This window comes from Citromicrobium sp. JLT1363 (genome assembly GCF_000186705.1).
Classification (GTDB): Bacteria; Pseudomonadota; Alphaproteobacteria; order Sphingomonadales; family Sphingomonadaceae; genus Alteriqipengyuania.
The window spans coordinates 1-18,974 of the sequence record NZ_AEUE01000008.1; the positions used below are offsets into that span (position 1 = coordinate 1).

Here is an 18,974-nt window from a genome sequence, read left to right on the forward strand (position 1 = left end):
GGCACGACCCGGAGCTACACGGTCGCTGTAACGCGCGCTGCCTCGAGCGATGCGCAGCTCGCTGCCCTGTCGGTGAGCGAGGGGTCGCTGAGTCCGGCGTTTGACCCCGCGCAGTCGAGCTACACGGTGTCGGTGGGCAACGACGTCGACGCGATCACGCTGACCCCGACGGCGAGCGATGCCGACGCCGCGGTCACGGTCGCTGGCAATGCGGTCGCCTCGGGCAGCGCGAGCGCTCCGTTGGCGCTGCCGGTTGGGACCACACGATAGAAGTGGTCGTGACCGCCGCCGACGGCACGACGCAGCAATATACCGTGGCGGTCACCCGCGCTGCCTCGAGCGATGCGGCGCTTGCTGCTCTGTCGGTGAGCGAGGGGACGCTGAGCCCGGCATTCGATCCTGCTCAGTCGAGCTACACTGTGTCGGTCGGCAACGAGGTCGACACGATCACGCTGACCCCGACCGCGAGCGATGCCGCCGCCACGATCACGGTCGCTGGCAACGCGGTCGCCTCGGGCGGCGCGAGCGCTCCGGTGGCACTGGCGGTCGGGACCACGACGATAGAAGTGGCCGTGACCGCGCCCGACGGCACGACCCAACAATACATCGTGGCGGTCACCCGCGCCGAGCTTGTCCGGCCGGATCCGTCTGCGGACGGTGAGGTCACCGGACTGATCAATGCGAGGGCTGATGCGGCCAGGCGGTTCGCCGAGAATCAGCAACGCAACTTCGGGCGTCGTCTCGAGCAATTGCACGACGAGGGCGAACGGCGCGCGTCCAGCATGGATGTGAGGATGGCCTATCAGCAATCGGCGCCGCGCGGTCGACCAGGGGATCTATTCGGCCAAGTGCGATCGGGTAACCTCGCCAGCGAAGTCGACTACGGACAGATGTTCCCTTCGTCCTTCGCTTTCGAGGATCGGCAGTCCTCGGTGGCCAGCGCCCATGCCCAAGGATCTGGTCCGTCAGCCTACGAGGGCTCACAGGCAAGTCCCTATGCCATCTGGTCGAACGGGTTCGTGAACTTCGCTGAAGACAGCGGCGGCATGGTTGACCTGGACTCCACCATGGTCGGCGTCAGCACCGGGATCGACTACCGGTTCTCGAACAGCTTTGTCGGCGGCGTGGGTGTCGGATATGGACGCGACCGAACCGAGGTCGGGGCGAACGGCAGCCTTAGCCGTGCAGATGCCTACAGCATGGCGCTTTATGGCAGCTATACGCCGGCGGCGGACCTCTTCATCGACGGTGTGCTGGGCGGCAGCATACTGGAATTCGATTCGGTTCGCTTCGTGAAGCCGACAGGGCTCATCGCGACCGGAGACGTGGGTGGTACTCAGATCTTCGGCTCGTTTACCTTTGCTTACGAGCGGCGTGACCATGGCTGGATGGTTTCTCCCTACGGACGGGTCGAATTCTCGCGTTCGCGCATCGAGGGTTTCAGAGAGTTCGATGCGGGTGTTTACAGCCTTGCCTATGGAGACCAGCGGGTGGACAGTCTTTCGGCGAGTTTGGGCCTGCGCGCGTACGAGACCATCGAACTCCCCAATGGCCTTCTGCGGCCCGAGCTGCGCGGGGAATACGGCTATGATTTCGCAGACCGGTCGAGCCTGATGCTCGGGTATGCGGATCTGAGTTCGCTGACCTATTCCACGGTGCCCGGCCGGAACGCGCGACATCATCTCGATCTCAGCTTGCTGCTCGACCTGCGAATGGCACAAGGCTGGGGCATCGGCACAGGATACCGCACCAGAATCGGGTCGGGTTCGCGGATGAGCCATACTGTGGACGTACGTATCGAAGTGCAGTTTTAGACCGAGATCAATGACCGTGCGGTAGACAGATGCCGCCGATGCTTATGGACTTGGGGCCACGACCAAGCGGAGCAGGCAGGGTAATCGGGGCGACCTTGCGGTGGCGAAGGTGCCGCAGAACCCAGCCTTTTCGGCTGGAGGAGGGCTCCCCATTCTTCTTAGGTCGCGGCGGCTTGCTTCGCTGGTGCGCGCAGATCGGCCCATACGGGCAGATGATCGGACGCGCGCGAGGCGAGGGGGCTGTGGTGGACGCCGAAGTCCACTGCCTCAAGCGAGGGACCGTGCATGATCCGGTCGAGCCGCCCGAGCGGGCGCTGGCTGTGAAAGCTGCGGCCGCAATCGAGCAGCGTGAAGTGGCGTGCGAACTCCTTCAGGCAGCCGCCATTGGGGCGCCATTCGTTGAGGTCGCCCGCCAGCAGGGTCGGCCTCTCCCGCTGCGCCGCCTGCGCCAGTTCGGCGATCGCCCGCGCCTGTCGCACGCGCCAGAGGCCGGAGAGGTCCAGATGCATACCGAACACCGAAAGTTCGGCTCCGCCAGGCAGTCGCAAGGTCGCGGTGACGACGCCGCGCGGTTCCAGGTACGGGATGTGGAGAACATCGTGATCGATGACGGAAATATCGCGCCTGACCATGATCGAGTTGCCGTGCCAGCCCATCGAATCGTGCTGCACGTCGAAGGGAACCGGCACATAGTCGCTATGCTGCTCCACCAGAAAATCGGGCAACGTGCGGTCGCGCGTGCCGAAGCGCCGGTCCGCTTCCTGCAGCACCACGATATCCGCATCGACCTCCGCCAGCACCTTCAGGATGCGCAGCGGATCGCGCTGCCGATCCGTGCCGACGGCCTTGTGGATGTTGTAGCTGGCAAGCTTGAAGGTGGGGGCTGGCGCGGAATCGTTCATCGGTTCAGATTAGGTCGCTCATCATGCGCGCTGCGTTTTCCAGCACCTTTTGCGTAAGGGACCGGCTCTCCCACTTCTCGCGCGAGAGGCTGGTGGAGCGTTCGAGGTACCCCTTTTCCAGATGTTCGAGCTTCTCGGTCAGTTCCCGGTCGTAGCATAGCAGATCGATCTCGGCGTTCAGTTCGAAAGAGCGCACGTCCATGTTGCTCGATCCCAGGATCGCGACCTCGTGGTCCACGCGGCAATGCTTGGCATGCAGGAACTCGGGGCCGAACAGGTGGATCTGCGCGCCGACCGAAAGCAGTTCTTCGTAATAGCTGCGCTGCGCCAGCCCGGCGAGAAACTGGTCGCTGTTGGCCGCCGTGATCAGGCTTACCCGCACCCCGCGCAGTACCGCGCCGCGAATGGCTGTCAGCAGTGAATCGTTCGGCACGAAATAAGGCGTGACGATCACGATCTCCGCCGCCGCGTTGTGCATTGCCTGGGTTACGATCAGGTCCATGCCGCCCACCGGATTGTCCGGCCCCGTGGCGATTATCTGCGCGGCCAGTCCAGGGCTCGCCTCCATGGGAGGAAACAGCGACGTATCGACCAGGTCCTCGAGCGTTTCGAGATACCAGTCGCACACGAAGATCGCCTGCAGCTGGACGACGATCGGCCCCGTGACCCGGACCGTCAGTTCGCGGTTCGCCGCCCGCCCGTGATCCGCTGGTTCCCAGACATTCTGCGAGCCGGTGTAGCCGATCCGCCCATCCACCACGACGATCTTGCGGTGATTGCGCAGGTCCACCCGCGAACTCGTAAGTCGGCGGCGCAGCGGGAGAATGTCGTGTACCTCCACGCCAGCCGCTTGCAGCCGCCGCTTGATCGCCGCCACAGAGCCGTAGGAGCCAAGCGCATCGATCAGCAGGCGGCAGGTCACGCCGCGCGCGCTCGCCCGTTCGAGCGCCGCCATCAGCCGTTCGCCCACCCGGTCGTTCCGGAAGATGTAGAATTCGACGCTTACGTGGTGCCGGGCGGCGTCGATATCCGCGATGATCCGGTCGTAGGTGGTGCCGTAGTCGCTCAAGGTCTCGATCCGGTTGCCGTCAACCGCCGGGAACTGTCCCAGTCCACTCGCCAGGTTTGCGACCGATAGATTGTCCTCGCACAGGCTGGGTGCGAATTCTGCCCTTTCGATCCCCGTTTCCGTCAGGATTCGCTCAAGAATTCGCGGCAGGTCCTCGTAACGCTGCTGGCGCAGCTTCGCATATTGCGGGCGGCCGATCATCCAGTAGATGAACACGGCCACCCAGGGCAGGGCGAAGAACAGCAGCAGCCAGTTGCGGGCCTCTGCCGGCGGACGGCGGAAGGGCACCACGACGAAGGCGATCAGGGCAATGATCCAGCCTGCGAGCGTCAGCTTGTTACCCCACAGCCAGGCAAGAGCGCCATCGATCACGCTGGCGTAATCGATCATCGCGCCTGGCTCGCTGGTTTCGCAGTCAATTCTGGCATCTGGCACCCGGTCATTAGCGCTAGTAGCCGCCAAGATCGCGCGCGATCAATGTTTCTCGGTTCCGTTGTGGCTTTCGCGGGTCTCCGGCGCCAGACACCGGACGTGCGCCCCGGCCCGAATGCCGGTTGGGGCTTCGTGCAGCGAGGCGAAGCCTCTGGCCCGTTCGTAACTAGTCCTCGATCAGGGCGAAGGGCCCCCAGACGGAGGGCTCGTCAGCGCCGGGAAGCCCGCTATCGGTCCGCAGGGCGATCAGCGCCTCGCGCAGGGCACGCGCCTTGTCCCCATGTTCGCGCCAGTTGCGCAGCGTCTCGCGCGATACGAAGGCGGCCACGTCGTCGCGCACCTGCCAGTGCGTCACCAGCAGGGCCCCCGCGCCGGCGGACCGGAAGGCCTGGGCGAGGCCCGAAAAGGCGGGCTGCCCGCCGCGCATCCCGGCAGCGCTGTCGCAGGCCGACAGGATGACCCATTCGGCTGCAAGATCCAGTTCGGCCACCTCGCTGGCGGTAAGCACGCCATCCTCGCCCCCGCCACCGGCAGGCGCGGCGAGCACCAGCGCGGGTTCGGCCACCCCCTCGATCTCGCCTGCAACCAGACCGTGGGTGGCGAACAGGATGACGTCCGCTTCGCGCACGCTGGCCTGTGCCAGCGCTTCCTCGCGAGCTTCCGCGCCCACCAGGATGGTCGAGCTTGCAGGGGCGAAGAACCGGGCAACATCGCGTACTTCTGCCAGCGTGGCTTCCAGTCGTGGCAGACGTGCCAGGACCGACGTATCCGGGCCATCGCGGTCGAAATAGCTCGATATGCCGCGCGTGGGCTCGGCAGGCTGGGGAGTGGTCGCGTCACCGAAGGGTGCCGGATCGGCAAACCCCACGAAGCGCGCCAGCCGCCTGTCCTTCGGCTCCGCCGGGCGAACCGCCTGGAAACCGCTGCGATTGGAGATGGCGAACCGGTCGACCAGCTTCTGCTGCGTTGCCCCGCGCTCCTCCGGCCAGTCGAGCAGCGAGAAGGGTAGCGACGCGAGCGCGCCACCGGCAATGATCCTGAGCGATGACTTGTCCGAAAGCCGGTCACGCACGTTCCGTGTGAAAATCGCCCGGGACAGGGCCTGTGCTGCCCGATCGACACCGTTTCCCGTCACCGCGTCGCCCCGAAGATCGCGCGCAAGCGAGAGAATCCCTGCCCTCCCGCCTGCGGTCGCGGAGACCAGAGCGCCGTCGCGATCGACCAGAAGCTGATAGGTCCCGGCATAGGCCGGCATCACGGCAAGAATGGCCTCGCCTTCGGCCAGCGAGGCGCGCAGGTCGTCGAGGCCCGGATTGCGTCTGTCGGCATCGGTGGACGACCATGCGGGAAATTCGGCGGCCAGGTGTGATCGCGCCGCCTCATGCCGTGCCATCGCCTCGGCATGGGCCGCGCGCGCCTCCTCGGTCTGCCGGCCTTTCAGCAGCGCTGCCAGAACCGCCCCGTCGGCACGCTCCACCGCATCGTTGGCGTCCTGCAGCGCGCGGATGGCATCGGCAAGCCGAGGGTCAGCTTCCTGCCTCCGGGCATCGCGCCGCAGCGTAGCGGCCGAGATCTCCGACCCGCCGAGCAATTGCATTGCCGACAGCATCAGATCCGCATCATCGGCGATCGCCGCGATTTCCATCGCCAGGTCGAGCGCACCGCGGATCTCTGCCGAGCTGCTGCCGTACATCCGTGCGGCCCCTCTGCGAGACAGCAGTTCGAGGATGGCATTCGCCTGCGCGACGGCTTCGTCCGTCGCATCCGCATCGTTCACAGCCCTCGATCTTGCGATGAGCGTGTTGGCGATCCGCAGAAACAGTGCGTCGGGCTGATCCGATTCAAGCAGGCGCGCCCGGAAAGAGGTGGCCACCGCCAGTGCGCGGTCGGGCGCGCCCGTGGCGATGAGTGCGCGGACATATTCCGGCGCGATCCGGCGCCGCAGGTCGATATCGGTGCTTTCTTCGCCGAGCCGCGCTTCCAGGGCTTCAAACCTGCCGACGGCCTCTTCCGGGCGCCCTTCCACGAAATCGATCTGCGCTGCATAGGCGAGCGAGCCCACCGCATATGGGCTGCCTTCGCCCTGCTTTTCGCGGAACAGGGCCTCTGCTTCCACGAACAGCGGCGCGGCCGCCGCGTAGTTTTCCCGCTGCAGCAGGATCGTGCCCAGGTTGTGTATGCCATAGGCGAAGATCAGGTTGTCCGGCCCTTCGTGCACCCGCTTGAGTTCCAGCGCGCGGATCAGATAGTCGGTCGCCTCCACCGGGCGCCCGCTGCGGGAAAGAACGATGCCCAGCATTTCCAGCGAACGCGCATAGGTGGGGTGCGAGGGTTCGATGTGTGCCACCGCCCTTTCCACCGCGGTCCGGGCCATTTTCTCGGCCTCGTCCATCCTGCCGGCACGGCGCAGGGAGCCGGCATAGCTGTAGTAGCTCGCAATCGTGTCCGGGTCGTCGGGGCCTAGCGCGTCTTCCCGCGTGTCGAGGCTGGCCTTCTGGTAGACGAGCGATTCCGCCGCGCGGCCCGTGCGCGAGGCAATCTCGGCAAGCGCGAACTCGAGGTTCGATTTCGCCATCGCCGGGCCGTTGAGGCTGTCCGGCGTAATTTCGACGGGGCCGATGGCCAGATATTGCTCGTACCCTTCGCGCACGAATTCCCATGCCGCGTCGGCATCGCCGTCCTGCGTCATCAGCACTCCGAGCAGCGCGAGCCCCTCGGCCCATTTCGCCGGATAATAGGCGCGATAGGGACGCAGACCTTCGATCGCGGTCTCCAGCTCGGCGCGGGCCTCGGCATTTTCGCCCAGCGTGTAGAGCTGCGAAGCGGCGGAGATTCCGGCAGCGTGCGTCAGGGGGTGCGGTACGCCGCCGTCGACCAGCGTGGTGCTCGCCGCATCCTGCAGGGCCCGCCAGGCCACGATGATTTCCGTGCGAGCCTCGGCATCCTTCTGCGGACGAGACATCAGGCCGACGGCGCGATCTTCCAGCTCGGCAAGCTCGGCGAATTCGGGGCGTTCGGTATCGTAGGGATTGCCCGGCTGCGCTGCCGCCGGAACGGTAATCGAGGCAAGCGCCAGGGCAGTGACATACCGCCCGGCCGATGCACCCATATCGCGCCTGAAGCCCATCCCGTGTGCCCTATTCGAAGCTTATGAAGTACCGGACGGCGGCACGCCTGGGATTGTCGATCCGGATGACGTGCCGCTGGGTGTAAGGCGGCGTCCAGCGGCACGCCATGCGCTCCCCGGACTTCGCGCAAAGCCGTTTTGCGCGCCCGTCGAAGACCTTCAGCGCCAGGGGGTGGCCGCCATGAGTGCGCAGGGCGATGCTGGCACCCTGCCCGGCGAGGAAGGTCTGTTCGAGCTCCACCATGCTTCCCGCGGCCAGCTCGCCGGAGCGAAAGGCCGGGCCGAGCGCCCGCCCGCGTGAAGGCGCAGGCGCGTCCGGCGCGGCGCTTTCCCACTTTTGGAGCAGGGTGGCGCTCGCCGGGTCATCCGGCTGCACCCCCAGGGCATCGAGTGCGTGCATGGCCCGGGCGAGACGGTCCGTATCGCCATTCGCAAAAGCCGCTTGCGCCGCAGCGAGAGCGTCCACCGTGCGCGACGCCGCATCCTCCTGCACCGGAGCGGCCCCGGCAGCGATCATATCGGGTGCGCCGGCGGGCGCCTGGCAGGCCGTGGCGAGAACTGCCGCAATCACGAGAACTGGCAAGGACTTCATGCCGACCCCCTCCCGACCCTGAAGCAGGCTCCCTTATCGGCAGGTTGAAGGGTGATCGTCAATCCATGACGCTCTGCAATGGCCTGTGCGAGCGCGAGGCCGAGGCCGCTTCCGGTCGGCCCGGCGCTGCTGCTTCCGCCGCGGTAGAAGCGTTCGAATATGCGCTCGGCCTGGTCGGGCGCGATCCCCGGGCCATCGTCGCTCACGGTCAGGGTGGGGCCGGGCTCCAGCGTCAGGGTGATGTCGCAGCCGGCCGGCACGTACTTGAACGCATTGTCCAGCAGGTTGGTCATCAGCCGGGTGAGCTGCGATTCCTCGCCGTCGATCCAGACGTCGGGCGCGATTTCCCACGAAAATCCGTGGTCCGATTCCTCGGCACTGTCGGCGTAGAGATTGCAGATGCGATCCGCGATCTCGCTCAGATTGACGGGGCTCAGGCCATGCAGATTGCCCCTGCGCGCCTTGCTCGACGCGATGTCGAGCAGGGATTCGAGCATGGCGACGAGCCGGCGGATTTCCATGCGCGCTTCGATCAGCTTCTCCGCGACGCTGTCGGGCAGGGGTTCGGCCAGAGCCTTCACCAGCCGCTGGTCCAGATGCATCAGGGGCGTGCGGATCTCGTGCGCGACCTGATCGGAGGCCTCGCGGTGAGCTTCCAGCAGGCGGCGCACACGCTCCAGCGCCCGCGCGCTATGATCGGCAAGTTCGTCGATCTCGTCGCCCCGCCGCGCGTGGCCGGGCGTGGCGACCGTGCGCACCGTATCGGGCGTGCGGAAGGCGGCGTTGATCTGCTCGATGCGCGATTGCAGGCCTCTGGCGGCATGGCGCCCGAACAGGCCGACCAGCAGGACGAACAGCGCGCCGCCGATCAGGAACACCAGTGCAACGCGCCGCAGGACAGGACCGGCCTGATCGCTCTCGTAAGCAACGACCAGTCGCAGGTCGGGCCCCAGCTGCGTCGCACGCGCCAGCACCGGCACGCCATCGAGCACGCTGACCGCGCCGCGTTCGGATACCTTCGGGTCCAGATCCGGCCAGCGATCCAGATCGCCCGTGATCGGGTTTCCGTCTCCATCGGTCAGCAGGTAGTGCGGCTGGCTCCGCCCGGCGGGCGTGATGGCGAGGCGATCCTCTATCCGCTGTTCCAGCTCCGGCTGGCCGCCGCTGGCGTAGATATCGACCAGACCTGCCAGATCGACATCCACCGCCTCTTCGGTAGAGGTGCGCGCCGCATCGCGGATGGTGCGATCGGTCGTCGCCCAGAGCGCGAAGATCAGGACGAGCGAAAGCGCGATCGCGAGCCAGACGATCCGGGAGAATATTGAGCTGCGTGCGATCGCCCTAGCTCCCGTCCAGGAGACGGTAGCCCGAACCCCAGATCGTCTCCAGCGCCGGACTGTCGAAGCCTTCTTCCAGCTTGCGGCGCAGGCGACCTATGTTCACGTCGACCACATTGGTTTGCGGATCGAAGGTCATCCCCCACACATCGCGCAGCAGCATGTCCCGCGTGACGGTTTCGCCCGCGTTTTCCATGAAATAGCGGAACAGCTCGAACTCGCGCGGGCTGAGCGCGAGGTGCCGGTTCTGGCGGAAGGCCGTGCGCGCCTTCACGTGGCATTCGAACGCGCCGTACAGGATCACCGCGCTGTGTTGCTGCCCCGCCGACCTGCGGTGCAGGGCCTTGATCCGTGCAAACAGCTCGCCCGCTTCGAACGGCTTGGCCAGATAATCGTCCGCCCCCGCATCCAGCCCTTCGGCCCGGTCGCTCGTCCGCCCGAGGGCGGAAAGCATCAGGATCGGCGTGCCGACCCCGCTTTCGCGCAGCCGCTGGATGATCGTGACACCGTCGATATCGCCGAGCATGCGATCGAGGATGATGACGTCGAACGCCTCCATTCCAGCGCGCAGCAGACCGGCGGAGCCGCTCTGCTCGCACACGATCCGCGCCCCGCGCGCCAGCGCCAGTTCCTGCACCTGTGCGATCGATCTCGCATCGTCCTCCACGTAGAGGAGGCGCAGATTTTCGAGTTCAGCGCCCATGCATCCTCCGGCAGCGCCCTGCGATGGCATCATGGGTGCCACCGCCGGGCCGTCCGGACAAGCGCCTGCTGCGTCAGCCAAGGTCTTCAACCGACACCCAGCCTTTGGTGCCGTAATTGTCCTCGACCTCGATAAACAGGCCGTCGCGGGTTCCGGTCGGCGTCAGTTCGGTGCCTGCGCGCAGCGAACGGACTTCCTGCGCGGTGGCGCTGGGGGCGGAGCGCAGGATCGTGTCGATCGCGGTGACGGCGGCGGGCTGTGCCGGCGCGGCGGCGACGGCGGGCTGCATCTTAGGCACCGACCGGATCGTCTCGCCCTGCGCGACGACCTCGTTGAAGGCGATGACGAAAGCCTCGACCAGCATCTGCCCCTTCTTGCTGTCGCCATAGCCCGCTGCGGCGGCACCTGCGGTCCAGCCGCCCGCTCCGCCGAAGCTGATCGAGGATTTCTTCACCTCGCCGCTGCCGGTCACGATGGTGAGGCCGGACGCGGGGCTGAGCAACTTGATGCCTGCGGCCACCCGCTTCTTCTTGCCGCCGAAGCCACCGAACATGCCCAGCACTGCGCCTGCGACCGGCACCTTGGACAGCACGGCGGACGCCGCGCCGGAGCGGACGAGGCCTTCCATCGCGGCGGACTTCGCCATCTCGATGGACTGGTCCACTTCCTCGCTGTTGCCCGCCACGACGTTCAGCAGAAAGTCGGCAGGGACGCCGCCAGCGGCGGTGTGCGGCGTGAAGCAGCCGGACTCCACGGCCAGCGAATTGATCAGTTCGCGCGGAGAGCCGAGGCCGTATTCCGACCAGCCCTGCGTATCGCCGTCGACCACCGCGATGGTGCCCATGCTTTCCGCGCAGGTCGCCAGCGTGAGGTCTTCCTGCTTCTTCTTCGCCATCGCCGGAGCAGGCGCGGCCATGGCAAGGGCCACCGCCGAGGCGGTCAGGATGGATGCGTTCTTCATTGCGAACTCCCTTGTTGCAATCGCGCCCGACCATGCGGCGTCCGCGTCTCGCAGCCCACTGACCAAGCCTGTGAGAGAGATGACAATGTCCGTTAGATCGGATCGGGATCGTGCCGTGAGCCTCTTCCGGCGGCGGATTGCCGGGCGCGGCACTGGCCGCATGCCTGCGGGCGATCTATCGACCAGCCACCGTCACGGATCGACCTACGGCAATGGACCTGTTTGACTGACCTGTTAGCTTCGGGCCCATCTTCAGGGGAATTCCAACAATGCTCGAACTGGCCAATGTCACCCATGTGTATCCCAACGGCGTACGCGCGCTGGATGACGTGAGTCTGTCGATTCCCAAGGGCATGTTCGGGCTTCTGGGACCCAATGGTGCGGGCAAGTCGACTCTGATGCGTACCGTGGCCACGCTGCAGACGCCCACTTCGGGCAGCATCCGGTTCGGCGAGATCGACGTGCTCGAAAATCCTGAGGAACTGCGCAAGCAGCTTGGCTACCTGCCGCAGGATTTCGGCGTCTATCCGCGCGTTTCCGCTTACGATATGCTCGATCACATGGCTGTCCTGAAGGGCGTGTCCTCTGCCTCGGACCGCAAGGATACGGTCGAGACCCTGCTCAACCAGGTGAACCTGTGGAACGTGCGCAAGAAGGCCATCGCGGGCTTTTCCGGCGGCATGCGCCAGCGCTTCGGCATCGCGCAGGCGCTGATCGGCAATCCGAACCTGATCATCGTGGACGAACCCACCGCCGGGCTCGACCCGGAAGAGCGCAACCGCTTCCTGAACCTGCTGGCCGAGATCGGCGAGAACGTGGTGGTGATCCTGTCGACCCATATCGTGGAGGACGTGGCGGACCTGTGCCCGCGCATGGCGGTTCTGATCGATGGGAAGATCAGCCTGCAGGGTGCGCCCAGGGACCTGATCGAGAAAGCGCGCGGCACGGTGTGGGCGAAAGCCATCGAGCGTTCGGAACTCGACGCAATGCGCCAGAGCCACGAGGTCATTTCCACCCGATTGTTCGCGGGGCAGACGATCGTTCACGTGCTGGCCGAGAGCGCGCCGGGCGCCGGGTTCGAGCCGGTCGATGGCGGGCTGGAGGATGTCTATTTCTCCACCCTTGCCACCGCGCGCCGCACCACCACCGACATCGCAGCGTAAGGGGCGGTCAGAATGTTCGGCAAGATTGCTCTGTTCGAGCTGCGCTATCAGCTGCGCAACCCGGTGTTCTGGGTTGCCGCGGTCATCTTCTTCCTGCTGACCTACGGCGCGATGGCGAGCGACGACATCACCATCGGCGGCGGCGGCAACGTCAACCTCAACAGCCCCGTCGCCATCGTCACGACGCATCTGGTGCTGACGATTTTCTTCATGTTCGTGACCACCGCCTTCGTCGCCAATGTGATCGTGCGCGACGAGGAAAGCGGCTTCGGGCCGCTGATCCGGTCCACCCAGGTCAGCAAGTTCAGCTATCTTCTCGGGCGGTTTGCCGGGGCCTTCATGGCCGCCGCGCTCGCCTTTCTGGTGGTACCGCTGGGTATCTGGCTCGGCTCGCTGATGCCCTGGCTCGATCCCGAAACGATCGGTCCCAACCGTTTCGCCTACTATGCGGTCGCCTATTTCGTGTTCGCCCTGCCGTCGGTGTTCATGGTCAGCGCGCTGTTCTTCGCGGTCGCCACCATGACCCGGTCCATGATGTACACCTATGTGGCCGTGGTCGGCTTCCTGGTGCTGTACATCGTGCTCAACGCGATCATGGGCAGCCAGCCCGAATACCGCGATCTTGCAAGCTATGTCGAACCCTTCGGGATTGCCGCGTTCGGTAATGCCACCCGCTACTGGACGGCGGCGGAATCCAATTCGATGATCCCGCCTGTCGACAGCGTCCTGCTGGTCAACCGGGCAATCTGGCTCGGCTTTGCGGTGCTGATGCTGGCGCTCGCCTTCTGGCGCTTCCGCTTTGCCAGCAAGGCGATCTCCGCGCGCAAGGCACGCAAGGCGGCGAAGAAGGAAGCGAAGCTCGCCCGCAAGGAGCCTGCCGTAGTCGAAACCTTGCCCGAACCAACGCCCGACAAGGCCGGGTGGGCGCGGCTCGTCGCGCGCACGAAGTTCGAGATGGGGCAGGTGCTGCGCAGCCCGGCCTTCTTCATCCTGCTGCTGATGGGCCTGTTCAATGCCTTCGGTTCATTGTGGTTCGGGAACGAGATCTACGGCACGCCCGCGCGCCCGATCACCTTCTCCATGATCGAGCCGCTGATGGGCAGCTTCACCATCATCCCGATCATCATCGCGATCTACTACGGCGGTGAGCTGGTCTGGCGGGACCGGGACCGCAAGTTCCACGAGATCGTGGATTCCACCTCGGTCCCCGGCTGGTCCTACATGGTGCCGAAGACCGTCGCGGTCGCTTTCGTCCTGATCGCCACCCTGCTGATCTCCGTGGTCGCCGCGATCCTGATCCAGGCGGGGCGCGGCTATACCGATTTCGAGATCGGCAAATACCTTGGCTGGTACGTCCTGCCTCTGTCGGTCGACATGCTGCTGATCGCGATCCTGTCGATTTTCGTCCAGGCGCTCAGCCCCAACAAGTACGTCGGCTGGGGCATCATGGTGCTCTATACCGTTGCCACCATCGTGCTGGCGACGATGGGCTTTGACCATCCGCTCTATCTCTACGGCAGCACCGGCCAGATGCGTGTGTCGGACATCAACGGTGCGGATGTCGGCTGGGCGACCGGCTGGTGGCTGCGGCTTTACTGGGGGGCGATCGCGCTGGCATTGGCGGTGCTTGCCCATATGCTGTGGCGCCGTGGGGCGGATGCCGCCCTGCTGCCGCGCCTCAGGCAGATGCCGCGTCGCCTGGCCTCGCCCGCGGGCGGCATCCTTGCCGCATCCCTGCTGGTCGCTGCCCTCAGCGGCGGGTTTCTCTACTACCAGATGAACGTGCTGAACGAGTACCGCACGCAGGACGATGTCGAAGCCGCGCTGGCAGCGTACGAGAAAAAGTACCTCAAGTACGAAACGCTGCCTCAGCCCACCGCGACCGATGTGCGGCTGGCGGTCGACCTGTACCCCGAGGAAACGCGGATGCAGGCGCGCGGGCGGATCGCCTTCGCCAACAACACCGACGCGCCGATCAAGCAGCTGCACCTTCGCCTGCCCGATCCGAATGCGGAAATACTCTCGCTGGACGTCGCCGGGGCCACTCTGGCCATGAACGACGAAGAGAATCTCTACCGCATCTATCGCTTCGAGGAACCGCTGGCACCTGGCGCGACCGGGGAGTTCACCTTCACCACCCGCCGCTGGCAGCAGGGGCTGCGCGCGCAGGGTGACGATACGCGGCTGGTGCGCAACGGCACTTTCCTCAACAACAGCGAGTTCATGCCGCAGATCGGGATGGACCGTTCGGGGCTGCTGCAGGATCGTGCGACCCGCCGCAAATACGGCCTGCCGTCGGAACTGCGCCAAGCGAAGCTGGAAGACGAAAGTGCGCGCAACCGCAACTATGTCGGCAATGCGCCGTGGGTCACGTCCGATATTACCGTTTCGACGGTGGCCGGCCAGACGCCGATCGCGCCGGGCGATCGCGTTGCGGACGAGGTTGAGGGCGACCGGCGCGTGGCGCGCTTCGTGGCGGAGCAGCCGATCCTCGGCTTCTTCTCCATCCAGTCGGCAGACTACGAAGTCGCGCGGCGCGAACACAACGGGACGACGCTGGAAATCTATCACCACCCGACCCACGACTTCAACGTGGAGCGGATGCTCGACGCGATGGAATCGAGCCTGGACTACTACGAAGCCAATTTCGGCCCGTACCAGTTCGATTACGCCCGCATCATCGAATTCCCGGGCTATGCCAGCTTTGCGCAGGCCTTTGCCGGGACGATCCCGTTTTCCGAAAGGATCGGCTTCATCGCCGATAATGGCGATGCGGAAGCGATCGACTACGTCACCTATGTCACCGCGCACGAGCTGGGCCACCAGTACTGGGCGCACCAGCTGATCAGCGCGGACCAGCAGGGCGGCACCATGCTGGTGGAAACCATGGCCCAGTATTCCGCGCTGATGGTGATGAAGGACCTGTATGGCGAGGATAACATCCGCCGCTTCCTCAAGTATGAACTGGACAATTACCTGAGCGCCCGCGGCAGCGAGGCGATCGAGGAACTGCCGCTGGAGCGGGTCGAGAACCAGGGCTACATCCATTACCGCAAGGGCGCGGTGGCGATGTATCTGCTGCAGGATCGGCTGGGCGAGGATCGCGTCAATGCGATGCTTTCGGACTTGCTGGAGCGCTACAGGTTCAAGGGTGCGCCCTTCGCCAATTCGCGCGATCTGGTCGGCGGGTTCGCCTCGCTCGCCCGCAACGAGCGAGAGCGCGACCTGGTGGAGGATCTGCTGCGCCGGATCACGCTCTACGATCTGAAGGCCGAAGAAGCGGTCGTCCGCGAACTGGACGATGGCCGGTTCGAAACCGAGATCGAGATCGAGGCCGACAAGTTCTACGCCGACGGCAAGGGTGAAGAGCGCAAGGCCATGCTCGACGACGTAATCGAAATCGGCCTGTTCACCGAAAAGCCGGGGCTGGGTGCCTTCGATGCAGACGACGTCATCCAGCTGCGCCGCTATCCCGTACGGTCGGGCGCGCAGACCATTCGCATCGTCACCGAGAGGCGGCCCGCTTTCGCCGGGATCGATCCCTACAACAAATATATCGACCGCGATTCGGACGATAATATCGTTGCGACTGAGTAGCCTGGCCGCATTCGTGCGGCCCGGTTCCCATTGCACGGCGCTATCGGGTTATTGACGCGGGACCTTCGCACTTGCGAGATCGTTCCTGTTTCGAAAACCAGGGAGTGAACGTGAGCGCCAAAGCCAATCTGACGAGTCTAGACGGTCTTACCGAGCGGTTGCAGGCGCTGCACCGCCGAACGCAGGAGACCCCGCTGTTCAATCCCGTGTTCCAGCTCTCCCACGAGCTGTCGCGCGGGCTGGAGAGTGGTGAGCTGACGCTGGAAGGGCTTTCCGGTCTGGTCGACGAGCTGGTCGACCGCTCGCTGGGGTCACGCGCCGCGCGCCTGCGGCGCTTGCTGGAGCCCGAGACGCATCGTGCGCGGCTGACCGCGCTGGCCAGCGATCCGGACGGCGATTTCGAGGCATTCCGCGAGGCATGGTCGCACCCCCGCATGCACGCGGTGTTTACCGCTCACCCCACCTTCCTGCTGACCCCCGCGCAATCGGATGCGGTCGCGCAAGGCGCGCTGACCGGCGACACGCCCGCGCCCGACAAGGAGGCAGCGGCTCCCGAGATCACGCTGCGTTACGAGCACGAGCGGGCGATGGCTGCGATGGCCAATGCGCAGGATGCGCGCGACACCATCGTGGCGGCGGTTCTGCGCACCGCGCAGGACAGGTGGCCCGATCGCTGGCAGGAGCTCGATCCGCTGCCCTTCCGCTTCGCCACCTGGGTCGGCTACGACATGGACGGGCGTACGGACATTACCTGGTACACGTCCATTGCGTTCAGGCTGGCGGAAAAGGCGCAGCGGCTGGGGCGGTATGCCGCTTTGCTCGAACGGATCGACGCGAGCCACGAACTGCTCGGCACTCTGCGCGCGGCGCAGGAGCATACGCAGGACATTTCCGATGCCTTCGCAGGCGATCTTTCCGACCCCGCCGCCCTGACCCAGGCGGCCGACCGGCTGACGCAGGAGCATGACGCGCGATTGCTCTCTCTTGCGCCTCTCATCGAACGGCTGGAAGGCGATGCCCGCGATGCCGAGCCGGAAAAGGCAGTGGCGCTCCGCACTCTGACAGCGGCGATGCGCGCGGACGGCCTCGGCATGGGGTGGATACATTTCCGCGTGAACGCCAAGCAGTTGCACAACGCGATCCGCCGCGAACTCGACGATCCCGAGATCGACCTGTCCAGCCGCGGCGCCATGGCGGCGCTGCGCGACCTGCTGGACAATGCGCAGCCGCAGCGCGCCAACTTCGCCAGCCTGGCCGTCGAGAGCAGCACCGCCGTGCGCCAGTTCCTGGCGATGACGCAGATCCTGAAGCATATCGATGGCGATGCGCCGATCCGCATGCTGGTGGCCGAGTGCGAACAGCCCGCGACCGTGCTCGCCGCGCTCTATTTCGCGCGGCTGTTCGGTATCGAGGACCGGATCGATGTCTCGCCCCTGTTCGAGACCGAGAGCGCGCTGGAACATGGCGGACGCTTTCTCGACTCGCTTCTCGCCGAGGAGAGCTACCGCACCTACGCCCGCAAGCGTGGACGGATCGCCATCCAGACCGGCTTTTCCGATGCAGGCCGCTTCGTCGGCCAGGTTCCCGCCAGCCTGGCGATCGAGCGGCTGCAGGGCCGCATGGCCGAGGCGATGGCCGCCAATGATCTGACCGATGTGGCGGCGCTGGTGTTCGACACGCATGGCGAGGGGATGGGACGCGGCGCGCACCCGTCCAGCTTCGCGGACCGGCTCGAATGGCCGCTCAGCCCGTGGGCGCGGCGCCGCTTCGCGCGGGCCGGGATCAGGCTGGAGGCCGAAGCGAGTTTCCAGGGCGGGGACGGCTACCTGTTCTTCGCCGGGCCGGAACTGGCGCTGTCCACCCTCACGCAGATCGCGGCGCTGACGCCCAAGCTTGCGGACGCGGACGTGCCGGTCGATCCCTTCTACCGCCGCACGGACCTGAGCCTCGATTTCTACCGCGCGATCAAGGAGCATCAGCGCGACCACCTGGAAAGCCGCACCTATTCGCGCGCGATCACCAGCTTCGGTCTGGGCCTGCTCAGCCAGACCGGTAGCCGCAAGTCGCGCCGCCAGTCCGACATCAATGCCGAACGCGAGATGAGCCTGCGGCAGATCCGTGCGATCCCGCACAACGCGATCCTCCAGCAGCTCGGCTATCCGGTGAACATCATCGCCGGGATCGGGAGCGCGTCCGACGGCACCTACGAAGATATCGCCGCGCTGCTGGCGGAAAGCCCGCGCGGGCGACAAATCATGCGGCTGGCCCGCGCATCCGACGCGCTTGCCAGCATCAAGACGGTCGCGGCGCATGGCGAGCTGTTCAATTCGGCCTACTGGGCAAGCCGCACCTATCGCGGGGCGGAGAGCCACCTGGCGCGATCGTGCGAGGCTTTGGCCGAATACCTGATCGGTGACGACCGGACGGGCGTGTTCCGCCGGCTTGCCTCGCGCCTGCGGGTCGATGCGCTCAAGTTCCATCGCCTGCTGGACCTGATGGAAGAGGAAGCGACCGACGCCGATGACCGGACCGAGCGAGAGAGTGTCCGCCGCACTATCGGCGCGCTGCAGGCGCTGCGCCTCGCGCTGTTGCAGCACATGTTCCTGAAGGTCGTCTCAGTCCCGGCGTTCAGCCGCGCGAACGACATCAGCCGGACCGACGTGCTGGAAATGGTCTTTTCGCTGCGGGTGGACGATGCGCTGGCGCAGCTGCGCCGCGCCTATCCTACGGAGATCGCACGCAAGAGCGACTTCCCCGTGGCCGAGGCGGGCGACTACCCGCAAGGGGAAGGGGATGGCTATGCGGCGATCCGGCGCGAGTACATCGAACCGATCGAACAGGCCTACGATCTGTGTCTTCGCATCTCGACCGCTATCGCCAACCAGTTCGGCGCGCATGGCTGAACACGCCTGCGCCGGGCTTCATGTCTGGCACTTGGTGGAGCGGGAGGTGTAGCCGTCGAACCGGAAAATGGCGTGCGTATCGTCTATCCGTTCGACCTGCACTTCGCGCACAATCGGCGGATCGAGCCGGATGCTGCCCGGCTCGCCCATCTCGAACTGTTCGGTGATGCTTTCTGTCACCGTGGTGCCCGACGCCTCCCAAGTGCCCGATTCGCTGTCGGTGTGCATGGCGCCGTCGGCGGCATAAACCGACACGAAATCGGAGGCGCAGCTTCCATCGTGGGACCACGTGCCGACGAGCCACTTGCTCAGGCCCTGCTCGGCGGGTTCGGCGGTCTGGCACGAGCGACTGATCGAAAGCCGGTACGGCGTCG

Annotated in this window: 13 protein-coding genes; 5 read left to right on the top strand and 8 right to left on the bottom strand. The window is 65.7% G+C overall.

Features of this window, described 5'->3' with window-relative positions; translation table 11 throughout:
• Both ADAD_RS15965 and ADAD_RS15970 read left to right on the top strand, forming a co-directional pair.
• The coding region (locus ADAD_RS15965) for a cadherin-like beta sandwich domain-containing protein (protein WP_010414410.1) at positions 1 to 270 on the top strand (270 nt) is incomplete at its 5' end.
• Positions 271 to 278: 8 nt separating this feature from the next.
• Positions 279 to 1,814, top strand: a complete 1,536-nt coding sequence (locus ADAD_RS15970) for an autotransporter domain-containing protein (RefSeq protein WP_139020455.1) — start codon at positions 279 to 281, stop codon at positions 1,812 to 1,814.
• A gap of 158 nt (positions 1,815 to 1,972) precedes the next feature.
• On the opposite strand, the gene ADAD_RS0112725 is transcribed toward ADAD_RS15970, so the two are convergent.
• The 7 genes from ADAD_RS0112725 to ADAD_RS0112755 form a co-directional block, all read right to left on the bottom strand.
• Entirely contained in the window at positions 1,973 to 2,716 is a 744-nt protein-coding gene (locus ADAD_RS0112725) for an endonuclease/exonuclease/phosphatase family protein (protein ID WP_010414418.1), read from the bottom strand.
• 4 nt (positions 2,717 to 2,720) lie between these two features.
• Positions 2,721 to 4,175 (bottom strand): cardiolipin synthase, encoded by a 1,455-nt coding sequence (gene cls / locus ADAD_RS0112730; protein ID WP_010414421.1) that lies wholly within the window; start codon positions 4,173 to 4,175, stop codon positions 2,721 to 2,723.
• Between the two features lie 208 nt (positions 4,176 to 4,383).
• A complete protein-coding gene (locus tag ADAD_RS0112735; protein ID WP_029140122.1) occupies positions 4,384 to 7,326 on the bottom strand; it encodes a CHAT domain-containing tetratricopeptide repeat protein in 2,943 nt (980 codons plus the stop codon).
• A gap of 28 nt (positions 7,327 to 7,354) precedes the next feature.
• The gene (locus tag ADAD_RS16425; protein ID WP_010414426.1) at positions 7,355 to 7,936 is read right to left on the bottom strand and encodes a hypothetical protein; all 582 of its coding nucleotides are present in this window, start codon (positions 7,934 to 7,936) and stop codon (positions 7,355 to 7,357) included.
• Positions 7,933 to 9,141, bottom strand: coding sequence for a sensor histidine kinase (locus tag ADAD_RS0112745; protein ID WP_010414430.1), 1,209 nt, complete (start codon positions 9,139 to 9,141; stop codon positions 7,933 to 7,935). Before ADAD_RS0112745 ends, ADAD_RS16425 begins: the two co-directional genes overlap by 4 nt.
• 136 nt (positions 9,142 to 9,277) lie before the next feature.
• A complete protein-coding gene (locus ADAD_RS0112750; RefSeq protein WP_010414432.1) occupies positions 9,278 to 9,976 on the bottom strand; it encodes a response regulator transcription factor in 699 nt (232 codons plus the stop codon).
• 73 nt (positions 9,977 to 10,049) lie between these two features.
• Positions 10,050 to 10,937: an SH3 domain-containing protein gene (locus tag ADAD_RS0112755; protein WP_010414435.1), complete on the bottom strand. Its 888-nt coding sequence runs from the start codon at positions 10,935 to 10,937 to the stop codon at positions 10,050 to 10,052.
• A gap of 269 nt (positions 10,938 to 11,206) precedes the next feature.
• On the opposite strand from ADAD_RS0112755, the gene ADAD_RS0112760 reads away from it, so the two are divergent.
• From ADAD_RS0112760 to ADAD_RS0112770, 3 genes are all read left to right on the top strand, one after another.
• Complete coding sequence (locus ADAD_RS0112760) at positions 11,207 to 12,100, top strand: ABC transporter ATP-binding protein (RefSeq protein WP_010414438.1); 894 nt, start codon at positions 11,207 to 11,209, stop codon at positions 12,098 to 12,100.
• A 12-nt stretch (positions 12,101 to 12,112) separates the two neighbouring features.
• Positions 12,113 to 15,697, top strand: coding sequence for an ABC transporter permease/M1 family aminopeptidase (locus tag ADAD_RS0112765; RefSeq protein ID WP_010414441.1), 3,585 nt, complete (start codon positions 12,113 to 12,115; stop codon positions 15,695 to 15,697).
• 104 nt (positions 15,698 to 15,801) lie between these two features.
• Entirely contained in the window at positions 15,802 to 18,600 is a 2,799-nt protein-coding gene (locus ADAD_RS0112770) for a phosphoenolpyruvate carboxylase (protein WP_443101003.1), read from the top strand.
• An 18-nt stretch (positions 18,601 to 18,618) separates the two neighbouring features.
• On the opposite strand, the gene ADAD_RS0112775 is transcribed toward ADAD_RS0112770, so the two are convergent.
• Positions 18,619 to 18,855: a hypothetical protein gene (locus tag ADAD_RS0112775; RefSeq protein WP_010414447.1), complete on the bottom strand. Its 237-nt coding sequence runs from the start codon at positions 18,853 to 18,855 to the stop codon at positions 18,619 to 18,621.
• Positions 18,856 to 18,974 lie beyond the last annotated feature (119 nt).